The organism is Pseudoalteromonas sp. SR43-2 (assembly GCF_014163885.1).
Taxonomy (GTDB): Bacteria; Pseudomonadota; Gammaproteobacteria; order Enterobacterales; family Alteromonadaceae; genus Pseudoalteromonas; species Pseudoalteromonas distincta.
In genome coordinates this window covers 75592-88728 of record NZ_JACJED010000001.1, presented here as the reverse complement: position 1 = coordinate 88728, position 13137 = coordinate 75592, and the positions used below count along the sequence as shown (strand labels likewise).

Annotated in this window: 15 protein-coding genes; 6 read left to right on the top strand and 9 right to left on the bottom strand. The window is 39.9% G+C overall.

All coding sequences use genetic code 11. The features are described 5' to 3' along the window. Positions 1-33: 33 nt before the first annotated feature. Positions 34-891 carry a 16S rRNA (cytidine(1402)-2'-O)-methyltransferase gene (rsmI, locus tag H5120_RS00485; protein ID WP_024595588.1) on the bottom strand — a complete coding sequence of 286 codons (858 nt, stop codon included), beginning with the start codon at positions 889-891 and terminating at the stop codon, positions 34-36. 61 nt (positions 892-952) lie between these two features. On the opposite strand from rsmI, the gene H5120_RS00480 reads away from it, so the two are divergent. Genes H5120_RS00480 through dolP form a run of 4 tightly spaced genes read left to right on the top strand, consistent with a single transcriptional unit; the run spans position 953 to position 4411 of the window. Next, entirely contained in the window at positions 953-2830 is a 1878-nt protein-coding gene (locus H5120_RS00480) for a penicillin-binding protein activator (RefSeq protein WP_182673265.1), read from the top strand. Positions 2831-2854: 24 nt separating this feature from the next. Then, a complete protein-coding gene (locus H5120_RS00475; RefSeq protein ID WP_182673264.1) occupies positions 2855-3226 on the top strand; it encodes a YraN family protein in 372 nt (123 codons plus the stop codon). 32 nt (positions 3227-3258) lie between these two features. Beyond that, positions 3259-3852, top strand: coding sequence for an SIS domain-containing protein (locus H5120_RS00470; RefSeq protein ID WP_002957968.1), 594 nt, complete (start codon positions 3259-3261; stop codon positions 3850-3852). Beyond that, positions 3845-4411, top strand: coding sequence for a division/outer membrane stress-associated lipid-binding lipoprotein (gene dolP / locus H5120_RS00465; protein ID WP_002957967.1), 567 nt, complete (start codon positions 3845-3847; stop codon positions 4409-4411). Before H5120_RS00470 ends, dolP begins: the two co-directional genes overlap by 8 nt. Before the next feature lie 60 nt (positions 4412-4471). Here dolP and H5120_RS00460 read toward each other — a convergent pair whose 3' ends face one another. The 8 genes from H5120_RS00460 to zapE form a co-directional block, all read right to left on the bottom strand. Next, positions 4472-4909, bottom strand: a complete 438-nt coding sequence (locus H5120_RS00460) for a ClpXP protease specificity-enhancing factor (protein WP_002957966.1) — start codon at positions 4907-4909, stop codon at positions 4472-4474. Next, positions 4909-5535 carry a stringent starvation protein SspA gene (gene sspA / locus H5120_RS00455; RefSeq protein WP_002957965.1) on the bottom strand — a complete coding sequence of 209 codons (627 nt, stop codon included), beginning with the start codon at positions 5533-5535 and terminating at the stop codon, positions 4909-4911. The genes H5120_RS00460 and sspA overlap by 1 nt, the downstream gene beginning before the upstream one ends. An 80-nt stretch (positions 5536-5615) precedes the next feature. Next, complete coding sequence (locus H5120_RS00450) at positions 5616-6365, bottom strand: cytochrome c1 (RefSeq protein WP_002957964.1); 750 nt, start codon at positions 6363-6365, stop codon at positions 5616-5618. Continuing rightward, complete coding sequence (locus tag H5120_RS00445) at positions 6362-7627, bottom strand: cytochrome b N-terminal domain-containing protein (protein ID WP_002957963.1); 1266 nt, start codon at positions 7625-7627, stop codon at positions 6362-6364. The genes H5120_RS00450 and H5120_RS00445 overlap by 4 nt, the downstream gene beginning before the upstream one ends. After that, a complete protein-coding gene (gene petA, locus H5120_RS00440; protein WP_002957962.1) occupies positions 7627-8217 on the bottom strand; it encodes a ubiquinol-cytochrome c reductase iron-sulfur subunit in 591 nt (196 codons plus the stop codon). Before petA ends, H5120_RS00445 begins: the two co-directional genes overlap by 1 nt. Before the next feature lie 581 nt (positions 8218-8798). Next, a complete protein-coding gene (gene rpsI / locus H5120_RS00435; protein ID WP_024595789.1) occupies positions 8799-9191 on the bottom strand; it encodes a 30S ribosomal protein S9 in 393 nt (130 codons plus the stop codon). Positions 9192-9199: 8 nt separating this feature from the next. After that, positions 9200-9628, bottom strand: coding sequence for a 50S ribosomal protein L13 (gene rplM / locus H5120_RS00430; protein WP_002957960.1), 429 nt, complete (start codon positions 9626-9628; stop codon positions 9200-9202). A 281-nt stretch (positions 9629-9909) separates the two neighbouring features. Then, a complete protein-coding gene (zapE, locus tag H5120_RS00425; RefSeq protein WP_002957958.1) occupies positions 9910-10998 on the bottom strand; it encodes a cell division protein ZapE in 1089 nt (362 codons plus the stop codon). A gap of 134 nt (positions 10999-11132) precedes the next feature. Here zapE and H5120_RS00420 point away from each other — a divergent pair, with 134 nt between their 5' ends. Continuing rightward, positions 11133-11576 carry a YhcB family protein gene (locus H5120_RS00420; protein WP_002957957.1) on the top strand — a complete coding sequence of 148 codons (444 nt, stop codon included), beginning with the start codon at positions 11133-11135 and terminating at the stop codon, positions 11574-11576. A 129-nt stretch (positions 11577-11705) separates the two neighbouring features. Next, positions 11706-13058, top strand: a complete 1353-nt coding sequence (locus H5120_RS00415; RefSeq protein ID WP_182670943.1) for a Do family serine endopeptidase — start codon at positions 11706-11708, stop codon at positions 13056-13058. The last annotated feature ends 79 nt before the right edge of the window (positions 13059-13137 follow it).

Sequence of the window (13137 nt, the reverse complement as noted above, 5' to 3'; positions counted from 1 at the left end):
TATACATGAGGCTAATACCAAGCGCAGTAAAATTTACTCTTTTTCTTCAATAATTGTTTTATATAAAGCGTTTTTCTTCATACCAAAGTATTCGGCTACAACGCCACAGGCTTTTTTCATTGGCATTTCACTTTCAAGAAGTGCCAACATTTTGCGCGCTTCAGGCGGAACATCGTCTATTTGCTTTGGTTTGCCCGCAAGCATCAGCACTATTTCGCCGCGCTGCTTGGTAGGATCATCTGTTAAAAACTGTTTAAGCTCACTTACACTACCATTAAAAAATGTTTCAAAGGTTTTGGTTAGCTCTTTAGCAAACACGACTTGCTGCTCATCACCAAGGGCTAGTGCTAAATCATCAAGGCTTGCCATAATACGGTGCGTACTTTCGTACATTATGCTGGTAATGCCTGAGTTAACAGCTTCGGTAAAAAAGTCTTGGCGAGCTTTGCTTTTAGCTGGCGTGAAACCAATAAACTGAAAGCGGTCAGTTGGTAAGCCTGAACAACATACGGCTGTAATTGCAGCACATGCACCTGGAACAGGTGTAACATGAGCGCCTTGTTCGCGACATAGATTTACCACAGCGTAGCCTGGATCACTAATTAGCGGTGTACCAGCGTCAGATACTAAAGCAATATTTAAACCTTGATTAAGTTGATCAATAATTTGCTGTGCTTTTTGCTTTTCGTTGTGGTCGTGTAATGCAAACGTTTTTGCCTTAATTCCAAAGTGGCTAAGTAGCTTGCCGGTATGGCGAGTGTCTTCAGCAGCTATTAAGTCAACTTGCGATAATGTCGCAATGGCACGGTGACTTAAGTCGTCATAATTGCCAATTGGGGTGGCAACAATGTAAAGAGTGCCAATTTTCTGTGAATTCTCCTCATTTAACATTGAGGTCTCCTGCGTCAGTCAGTAATATAAGCAAATCGCGTTAACGTATTGGGAAATCATTGTGCGACTTAAACTAGTTAGTCTATTAATTATATTGTCAGGGTTATCGGCGTGTAGCACAACCGAAAAACCAACTAAAAACAGCGATAACGTAAGTAACCGCACTAATGCACCGCAAAATCAGGCAACCAGTGCGCAATCTATCTACCAATTGGCGCAAAACCGCCAAGGTGCCGATAAAATACAGTTATTGTATAGCGCCCGTGATGCCGCAATTAGTGAGCAGAACTGGCCTTTGTTAGAGAAAATAGGTAATGAGCTTGAATTAACCGCAAGTGTTGATCAAATCCAAAACCGTCTTTATATAGCATTTGCACAAAAACAACAGAATAAGAATGATCAAGCTTTGGTGATTTTACAATCGCTAGACGGACAACTTACTCAACCTGAGCATTTTGCTTGGCATCAGTTTTTAACAGCCAGTATTTATGCATCGCAAAATTTTCCAAAAAAAGCTGCCCCTTATTTCTTTAGAGCTTCTGAAACAGCCACAAAAAATAATATAGAAATCCCTCAGCTCAATCAAAATTTGTGGGATAACTTAAAACAGCTCTCTTCATATGCGCTTGAACGTTTTAACCGTGGTTCGGTTATCCAGCAAGGCTGGGTAAACCTTGGTCTATACTATCAAGTATATGCAAGTAGTGGCGTGGAGCTAGACCAAGCAATTAATAATTGGCGCAGGCGCTATATTGGGCATCCGGCTTCTTCTGTATTACCTGAACAAGACGAAATGCTTACTGAGCTCGCCCCTATTAATATAGAGCGTTTAGTTGTGTTGTTTCCACAATCAGGCCCTAACGAACGCTTAGGTGATGCGCTTAAAGCCGGTGTGTTAGCTGCACTTGATACGCAAACTATCAACGACACTATTTTTATTGATGAAAACCTAAGCACTGAGGAAATCGCAGCGCAACTTGAAGAAATAAAGCCTGATTTTGTAATTGGTCCTCTACTTAAAGCAAATATTGATAAACTAGCCAATGCACAAACTCTTATTGATACTCCAGTACTGCATTTAAACACCTTTGATGGTGAGCGCATTTCGCTTCAGCATTATTACTTTGCATTGAACCCTGAGCACGAAGTACAGCAAGCTCTGGAACACTTTTTAACTAAGGGCTATCAAAAGCCTATGCTGCTTGCGCCAAATAATGCAAATGGCCAACGTTTAGTTGATTATTTTAACCTACAGTGGCAACGCTACAGCGAAACCAAGCCACAAATCGGTTTTTATAACGATAAAAAAGATATGCCGAACACAATTACCAGCTTATTAGAAGTTGATAAGTCAAAAAATCGCATACAAACAGTTAAAGCATTATTTAAGCAAGAAGTAGAAAACGAAACGCGTTCACGCAGTGATATAGACGTTATTTATATTTTGGGTGATGCAATAGAAACTCGCCTAATTAAACCTTACCTTGATGTAAACGTCAGTACATTTGCTGATCGTATCCCACTTTATGCAAGCTCTAAAAGTCATAGTAAACAAATTGACAGTACAGACAAAGGCGACTTAGACGGCCTATACTTCACTGAATTACCGTGGATGCTTGATTCACAAATTAAACAACATAATTTACGCCAGCAGTACAACTCTCTATGGCCTGAACAAATTGATATTAGCCAACGCTTATTTGCAATGGCGTACGATGCAGTATCAATACTACATGACATTAGACAGTTAAGCGTAATGCCAAGCAATCAATATAGTGGTTTAAGTGGTAAGTTATCTGTTAATACCAGCGGCCATATAGAACGTATGCTCGACTGGGCTCAATATACAAACCGTCGCATTAAGCCTGTGCAATTAGAAACACAACGCCCGGTACCATTGTTTATGCAATCAGCGGGTGATATACAAACTATAAATTAAACTTTATTAAGTTAAGGGGGCGGCATGTCGTGGTTTAAAGAGCTGTGGCACAATAGTCGCGAAAAAGGCCAGTATTATGAGCTTGAAGCGCAAAAATACTTAGTTACTCAAGGCTTAACACCCATTGAACGTAATTATTACTGCCCCTTTGGCGAGCTTGATGTCATTATGAAAGAAGGCGACACCCTTGTATTCATTGAGGTCAAGTTTCGCAAAAATAATGCCCGTGGCGGTGCCAACTATGCACTTAGCCCACAAAAACAAGCTCGATTAAAACGTAGTATTTATCATTACTTAGCAGCTAAAAATTTAACTAACCAAGCACTAAGAATTGATTATGTAGCCATTACAGGAGATGCATCTCCTAATATTAATTGGCTTAAAAATGTATTTTAAACGCAAATACAAAGATAAATTATTGGTAGGCTATGCAAGACACAATTAAAGAAATTTTTACAGAAAGCATTCAAGTTCAAATCGCTGCTGGTGAAGTGCTACCTAGTGCGCTTGAGTCAGCTGCATTTACTATTGCACAAAGTCTGATCAACGGAAATAAACTCATTTGCTGCGGTACTGCAAATTGCCACATGCTCGCCCAGCACATGGCGGGTGTATTGGTTAATCACTATGAAACCGAGCGTCCTTGTTTACCCGCAATTGCTCTATCGCAAGAAAACGTTAACCTTGGACAAAGTACTCAGGTAGACGATCACGATACATTTGCTCGCCAAGTCCGCGCTTTTGCTCAGCAAGGTGATTTACTGCTTGTACTGGCTATTAACGGTAACGAAAAACATGTTATTTCTGCCGTTGAAGCTGCACTAACTAAAGATATGAAGGTCATAGTTATGGTTGGAGATGATGGTGGCGAGTTGGTTGGCCTACTTGGCCCTAACGATGTTGAAATTAGATCCCCATCTAAACGCCCTAGCCGCATTATCGAATCCCATTTAGTTAACTTACATTGTTTAAGCGAACTTGTTGATTTAACGCTTTTCCCTCAGGATGAAAATTATGTTTAAACGCTCTCTTATTGTTTTAGGTACTGTTGTATTACTACAAGGCTGCGCAGCTGCTGTTGTTGCAGGTACAGCCAGTGCAGTAACTGCAGCGAACGATCGCCGTACCATTGGCTCTCAAATTGACGATAACAATATTGAAATAAAAGCCAGTATTGCACTTAGCGAAGTAGAACGCCTTGAAAAGTTTGCCAATATAAGCGCTGTAAGCGTTAACGGTATTGTTTTACTTGTAGGCCAAGTCTCTAATGAAGAAATGAGAAACGAAGCACAGCGTACCATTGAGGGCGTTTCAGGTATTCGTAAGATACATAACCAAATTCGTATTGGCTCAAATATTGGCATTACTACACAAACGCATGACTCTTGGTTAACTTCTAAAGTAAAAGCTCAGCTACTAACAGCAAAAGACATTAGCAGTAATAACATTAAAGTAGTTACTGAAAACGCTGAAGTATTTTTAATGGGTTTAGTATCTGACTCTGAGTCTACTCAAGCTGTAAACATTGCCCGAAATGTATCTGGCGTAGAGCGTGTAATTAAAGTATTTGAATACTTGTAAACACAAAATACAGACATAAAAAAACCGCTTATTAAGCGGTTTTTTTTTGGCATTTACTTATTATTTAATAACGCGTAAATGAGAGCCTTTTTTCTTCTGTGGCTTTTCTGGTGGTGTTTCATCAATAAATTCAGCTGATGAATCAACACTTTCAAGCTCAGGCACAAAATCGTCTTCGTCCTCTAAAAACTCATCTGCAGTAAAGACTGTTCCTTCGCCATTTTCACGCGCGTATATTGCAAGCACAGCACCTAGAGGCACATACACTTGCATTGGCTGACCACCAAAGCGCGCATTGAAGCTAAGTTGGGTTAAGTCTAACGAAAACTGTGTGACCGCTGATGGACTTATGTTTAAAACAATTTGTCCATCTTGAACAAACTGTGTTGGCACTTGTACATTTGCAAACCCAGCGTCTACCACTAAATGCGGTGTACACTCGTTATCGACTATCCAATCAAAAAAAGCACGTAATAAATAAGGACGATTAGGCGTCATTATAAACGGATCTCACGCTCAGCTTCAGTTAAAGAGGCTTGGAATGACTCTCGTTCAAATAAACGGATCATGTACTCTTTAAGCTCTTTAGAACCTGCACCATTAAGCTCAATACCAAACTCTGGTAAACGCCATAATAGTGGAGCTAAATAACAGTCTACTAAGCTAAACTCTTCACTCATAAAGTAAGGTGCTTCGCTAAAAATAGGTGCTACAGCAAGTAATGCTTCTGTTAGCTCTTTACGAGCTTGAGCAGCATCTGACGTGTTGTTACTGATTTTGTCAGCTAGGCTGTACCAGTCAGTATCAATACGATGCATCATTAAGCGGCTACGACCACGCATTACCGGGTAAACAGGCATTAGTGGAGGATGAGGAAAACGCTCATCAAGGTATTCCATGATGATGTTTGCCTGGTATAAACCAAGCTCACGGTCAATCAGTGTTGGCACTGTGCCGTAAGGGTTAATTTCGTGAAGTGCTTCTGGCAAGTTATCTTTTTCAGCCAAATGAATATCTACACTTACACCTTTTTCCGCAAGTACAATACGTACTTGGTGGCTATACATACAGTTAGCACCAGAAAAAAGGGTCATTACAGGGCGCTTATTGGCAGCTACGGCCATGCCTATACCTCCATTAAATAACTAAAACAGCAAAAGGGGCTTAAGCCCCTATTGCAAAATTACCTTTAAAAATGTTCAACTTAATGAACATCTCTCCAGTATTCTTTCTTAAGCATAAATGCCAAGATAAATAGAATTATTAAGAATCCTATTACCTTAATACCTAGCGCTTCCGATTCAAGACGTGAAGGTTCACCCACGTACTCAAGGAAGTTTGTTAAATCACGAGCCGCTTGGTCGTATTCATCTACGCTTAATTCACCCGTACCATCAGTTTCAGTAGCAATAACTTTGGTCACAGTGTGGCCATGTTCTTCTACTTCTTTAGTGATAGGCGTTGGTAAACCTTGTAGTTCTTGAAGAACATGAGGCATACCTACCGATGGAAAAACAATATTGTTAACTCCAAACGGGCGAGATTCATCTTTATAAAACGATTTTAGGTACGTGTAAATATAATCTGGTGATTTTACACGTGCAATTAGAGTTAAATCCGGCGGAGCCGCACCAAACCATTTTGCTGCATCGTCTTTTGTAATTGCGTTGGTGATATGGCTACCTACTTTAGAGCCGTCAAAAATTAACTGCTCTAAACCAACTTCTGTTGGGATACCGATATCACGAAAAGTACGCTCATAACGTTGATACTGCATTTGGTGACAACCAAGACAGTAGTTCATGAACAACTTTGCACCGCGTTGTAAAGATGGTTGATCAGTAAGGTCGTTATTCGCTTCCATTAAAGGAACCGACGGACCTGCTGCCATAACCATGTTAGGCAACAAGTTTACTGATAAAGCAAATAAACCAATAATAAGCTTCTTCATCATTTCGTTAACCTCTCTGGCAATGGCTTAGTTTTTTCGTTCTTACTGTATACAAACAACAGTACGAAGAACATAAAGTAAGTCACAGTACAGATTTGAGAAATAATCGTTTTCATATCAGTTTGTGGAGTTGCACCCACCCAACCAAGAAGAACGAAAGTTACAACAAAGCCTGCAATGTTCCATTTATGGAAACCACAACGGTAACGAACCGATTTAACTCTACCACGGTCTATCCAAGGTAGTAATGCAAGTACTACAATCGATGCACCCATCGCCGCAACACCGATTAACTTATCAGGGATTGCACGTAAGATTGCATAGAATGGCGTAAAGTACCAAACCGGGAAAATATGCTCAGGTGTTTTAAGTGGGTTAGCTGCCTCGAAGTTTGGACCTTCTAAAAAGAAGCCATTCATCGCCGGCATAAAGAACACAACCCAACAAAACAGTATTAAGAAACCAACCACACCCACAATATCTTTAACTGTGTAGTAAGGATGGAACGGTATCGCATCAACAATGTCTTTTTTGTTAGTGTAATACTCGTGGAATTTAAATTTAGGCTTATCTTCTTCAGCTACTGAGCCTTTCTTACGTTTAATCTCAATACCTTCAGGGTTATTTGAACCCACTTCGTGTAGAGCAACAATGTGTAAGAAAACTAAGATTACAATAACCAGTGGTAGTGCAATTACATGTAATGCAAAGAAGCGATTAAGCGTTGCACCTGATATTACGTAGTCACCACGGATCCAAAGTGTTAAGTCATCACCAATAACCGGAATAGCACCGAATAATGAAATGATTACTTGTGCGCCCCAGAACGACATTTGGCCCCATGGTAATAAGTATCCCATGAATGCTTCAGCCATTAGCGCTAAGAAAATGAACATACCAAATAACCACAGTAATTCACGCGGTTTTTGGTAAGAACCGTAGATCATGCCACGGAACATATGCATATATACAACGATGAAAAACGCTGATGCACCTGTTGAGTGCAAGTAACGTAGTAACCAGCCATATTCTACATCACGCATGATGTACTCTACCGAGGCAAAAGCACCTTCAGCAGACGGAACAAAGTTCATCGTTAACCAAATACCTGTTAGGATTTGGTTTACTAGTACTAACATGGCTAGTGAGCCAAAAAAGTACCAGAAGTTAAAGTTTTTAGGTGCTGGATACTGTGCAATGTGCATGTTCCAAACACGTGTCATTGGGATTCGGTCGTCTATCCAACCAATAATCTTACCAAACATTAGGCTACCCCTCTTTCTTCGCCCACTAAAATAGTGGTGTCATCTAGAAAAGTATAAGGTGGTATTTCTAAGTTTAATGGTGCAGGTACCGATTGAAATACTCGACCAGCCATATCAAATTTAGAACCGTGGCACGGGCAGTAGAAACCGTCATCAGTCCCTTCTACTTTCTCACCAAAATTACCTTGTAAAAAGCCTGGTGAACATCCTAAATGCGTACAAATACCTACAGCCAAAAATATTTCTGGACGTAATGAACGGTAATCATTTGTTGATGATTCTAATTGTTGTGGCTCTTGCGATTGCGGATCACGAAGTTGACCTTCATGTTCTTTCATCTGCTCAAGCATTTTTGGGGTACGTGATACAACCCATACAGGTTTACCACGCCACTCGACACGTATTAATTGTCCAGGTTCAAGTTTGCTGATATCTACTTCTACAGGCGCACCCGCAGATTTAGCTCGCTCACTTGGATTCCAAGACGCAATAAAAGGAACAGCAGCCCCAGCCGCACCAACACCACCTACAACAGAGGTAGCTATGGTTAAAAAGCGACGTCGGCCATTGTCTACAGGCGCATTGCTCATCCACTTATCTCCACTATGATTCTCAACACTTGCTATATTGAGAACATCAGTTACAGCAGGTTAATTATTCGAAATTTTTAAAATAGAAGCGATCATAATTAAAACCCTTGATTAAAACAAGGTTATTCAAAGCCCCATGCTCGAATAAACCTGACTTGATCAAAAATTTGATTAAGCTAGCTCGAGAATAAAGCCGAACGACTATAATAACGCTTCTGTAAAAACAATATACTGACCGAGATCAACACCACTAAGAGGAAACAGTAAAAACTGTACATAGTGTCGTTAAACTCACTCATTTTACTTCCACGCCAATTGTAGCAAAAAATTCCACCAATTAACTGATGGATTTAAACTAATTACGATAATTATTTAACTTTTTTGCAGCTATCTGAGTGTTTTTTAACTTTCGTTCGATTAATACGCAGTTATTAATAAATTTGATCATCATTAATTACAGCAATACCAAGTATGGCGACCGCTATAAACAAATTTAAATTAAGTAGCAAATGTAAACTTTTTGATTGGAAAACAAAAAACCCAGCATAAGCTGGGTTTTTGAATTCTTGATAACGTATAGATTAACGTTTTGAGAACTGTGGACGCTTACGCGCTTTCTTAAGACCCACTTTCTTACGTTCAACTTTACGTGCATCACGTGTAACAAAACCTGCTTTACGAAGTTGTGGACGTAGTGACTCGTCAAACTCCATAAGTGCACGAGTGATACCGTGACGGATAGCACCAGCTTGACCAGTTGTACCACCACCAGAAACGGTGATGTAAAGGTCAAATTTTTCAGTCATATCAACTAGCTCAAGAGCTTGATGAACAACCATGCGTGCTGTTTCGCGACCAAAATACTCTTCTAGAGAGCGTTTGTTGATTACGATGTTACCAGTGCCTGGGCGTAAGAATACGCGAGCACTTGAACTTTTACGACGACCTGTACCGTAGTATTGATTTGCCATGATGGTGCTCCTTAAATGTCTAGAACCTGAGGCTGTTGTGCAGCATGGTTATGCTCAGTACCTGCGTAAACTTTAAGTTTACGGTACATAGCGCGGCCTAAAGGACCACGTGGCAACATGCCTTTTACAGCTTTCTCGATGATCATTTCAGGCTTTGCAGCTTGAAGTTTATCAAAAGTAGTAGACTTAAGGCCACCTGGAAAACCAGAGTGAGCGTAGTACACTTTATCTTTGAATTTGTTACCAGTTACAGTAACTTTTTCAGCGTTGATAACGATGATGTAATCACCAGTATCTACGTGAGGAGTGTATTCAGCTTTATGCTTACCGCGTAGGCGGTGAGCGATTTCAGTAGCGATGCGACCTAAAGTTTTACCTTCAGCGTCAACTACGTACCAGTCACGTTTTACTGTTTCTGGTTTAGCAACAAACGTTTTCATTTATAAAAATCCAATGTTTTTCAATTAAAACCACAAGTAGTTAATATTAACTACTGCTCTAAGTTTGCTATAACCCCTTCGAGTTTTAGACTTTTGCGCCGCTCACAAGTGGCTAGACTATATGAGGACATAGAACGCAACGTGGCAGACGCGGGAGTATACCAGCACTTAAAACACATTGCTACTCGCCGGTTGTTTTTTCCACAAGAAATTTCAGAAATAAGAAGTACTATATATGTACCTCTTTTTATAGTTACCCTATTTCACATTTACTTACTTATTTAAACTAAATGCTCTCTAGCTAAATATTCTAAGGATTGCATTTCTTGTAAACGACTAATACAACGCTTAAATTCAAAGTTTAAATTACCTTGGGTATAAAGTTCGGTAATAGGTTTTTCAGCCGATATAATTAAAGTTACATGGCGCTCGTAAAATTCATCCACTAAAGCAATAAAGCGTCTAGCAGCATCATCATTAGTTTGCCCTAGCTGTTTTACGTTAGAAATAATCACCGTATTGTATAAGCGGCTAATCTCCATGTAATCGACCTGGCTACGTGCTGTTTCGCACAATTCACTAAACTCAAACATCACAACGCATTTAGCTACTTTACGCGTTTTGATTTTTCGCCCTTCTATCTCTATCGGCTCATCTAATTGCCCAGGCTCTGGCGATAACTTATCGAAGTACTCAAATAGGTTCTTATCCGCATCTTCATCTAATGGGCTGTGAAAAATTTCAGCTTGCTCTAAAGTACGTAATCGGTAATCAATACCTGAATCTACATTAACTATCTCGGTATTTTTTTTAACAAGCTCGATTGCTGGCATAAAACGCGCTCGCTGTAAGCCATTTCTGTAAAGTTCATCTGGCACTATATTAGAGGTTGCTACAAGTACTATGCCCCGTGCAAATAGCGCTTCCATTAGGCCACCTAATAGCATGGCATCAGTAATGTCTTGTACAAAAAACTCATCAAAGCAAATAATGTCTGTTTCTGCTTTAAAAGTGTCAGCAATTTTTTCTAATGGATTAGCCGTATTATTTAGCTTTTTAAGCTCATTATGCACTCGGTGCATAAATCGATGAAAGTGCACACGCATTTTACGTGTGCCCGGTAATGATTCGTAAAAAGTGTCAACTAAATAAGTTTTACCACGCCCTACTCCCCCCCAAAAGTACAAACCTTTTACAGGCGCAGGTTCTTCTTTACTAAATAGCTTAGCAAAAAAGCCTTTTTGTTTTGGCTTTGTCTGAGTTAGGTCATCGTATAGACGTTGTAAATGGCGCACAGCATTTTCTTGTGCTGCGTCGTGTACAAAGTCATCTCGCTTTAAGTCTTGTTGGTATGTTTGCCAAGGAGTCATATCTATTTACAGTTAAAACACAGTTTAATTTGCAAAGCATATTAACACGCATCATAACTCGGGGTATATTACACTTAGTATGATTTATAATTGAATCGGCATTCGTTAGTTATTTTCCCAAAGGGGTAGTTTTTATGGGCACAGTTATGTGGGTAGGTTTGATTGTTATTGTTGCTGTTGTAGCATTTTTTATTGGCGCATTTGTTACTAAAAAACAGTTCAAACAAGATGAATTAAAAGAGCAAGCAGAGCAAGCTGAAAATGCGTTAGAGCAGTATCGCCAAGATGTAGCTGATCATTTAGCGAATACTGGTAAGCTCGTAAATAAAATGAAAGAAAACTATGATCAACTGCTTAGTCACGTTGAAGAAACAAACCAGCTTCTTCTAGAAGATAGAAATAAAGCACCAGCTGAACCATTCTTTTCAAAAGAAACAACAGAACAACTGCAGGCTTCATTAAAAGAGCGTCAATGCGATCGTTCTACAGCGGCAGCACAACCAGCTGATTATGTTTCAGGTGAATCAGGTTTATTTGCTGGTCAAAATAAAGTTTCAGAACATTCTAAAGCATCTTGATGAACTTTTTTTTGACCCCATAGTCTTTAGATATAACAGCTTTGTTGTTTTATCTTAATAAACCGAAAAGGGCTGCTGTAAAGTAGCCCTTTTTGTTTTGCTTTATCTTAAGTGGAGTTACCCCTGACTATGAAAATGAAATTATCACTTATCAGCGCAGCTATTCTATCTACAAGCTTGTTAATGAGCCCAGTAGCGTCTTATGCAAAAATGCCAATTGCAGTAAATGGTCAACAACTACCAACTCTTGCCCCCATGCTAGAGAAAATATCTCCAGGTGTTGTAAGTATCCAAGTTTCAGGCTCAAAAGAAGTACGCCGCCGTGCAGATCCGCTTGAATACTTTTTTGGACAGCAACAGCCTCGCAGTCAAAAGCGTCAATTTAGTGGATTAGGCTCTGGGGTGATTATTGATGCTGATGAGGGTTATGTAGTCACTAATAATCACGTAATCCAAGATGCCGAAAAAATGGTAGTAACCCTCGAAGATGGCCGTGAATTTGAAGCAACTAAAATTGGTACTGATACAGAATCAGACATCGCTCTTTTACAAATAGACGCTGATGACTTAACTGAAATAAAACTCGCAAATTCAGATAGTTTACGAGTGGGCGACTTTGCTGTCGCTATTGGTAACCCATTTGGACTTAGCCACACAGTTACATCTGGTATTGTTAGTGCTCTTGGCCGTAGTGGTTTAAATATTGAGGGCTACGAAGATTTCATTCAAACCGATGCTGCTATTAACCAAGGCAACTCTGGTGGTGCATTAGTTAACTTAAACGGTGAATTGATTGGTATTAACACTGCTATTTTAGGTGCTTCTGGCGGTAACGTGGGTATTGGTTTTGCCATTCCATCAAACATGATGAAAAACTTAGTTGATCAAATTGTTGAACACGGTGAAGTACGCCGAGGTTCGCTGGGTATTTCTGGCCGCCCACTTGATGCAGGCCTTGCTAAAGCGCAGCAACTTGACGTCAAACAAGGTGCTTATGTAATGCAAGTAATGGACGACACTGCCGCAAGTAAAGCAGGTATAAAAGCAGGTGACGTAATTGTTAGCATTAATGGCGGCGATATTAGTGGTTTCCACGAGCTGCGCAGCAAAATTGCTACGCTAGGTGAAGGACGCGAAATAAAACTAGGTATTTACCGCGATGGTAAAATTAAAACGGTAAAAGTAACTCTTGATGGTGCATCAGGTGTTACAGCGACAGGCGAAGAGCTGCATCCTGCCTTCCAAGGCGCGACACTTGAAAACGTGCAAAAAAATAGTAATAAAGGTATTGAGGTTACGTCTGTAGACCCTCGCTCACCTTCTGCCCGTGTTGGCCTTGAAGAAGGTGATATTATTATGCAAGTGAATCGTCAACGAGTAGAGACTATTCGTGATATGAATAAGATTATCGAAAACACCAAAGGTAATATCGTACTTGGCGTGCAACGTGGTCGTGAGTCTATATTTATTTTAATTCAGTAATAAATAGCACTATTAATGTAATAAAAATAACAGTGGCACTTGCCGCTGTTATTTTTTTTATGTCATCATAAAGAGATTG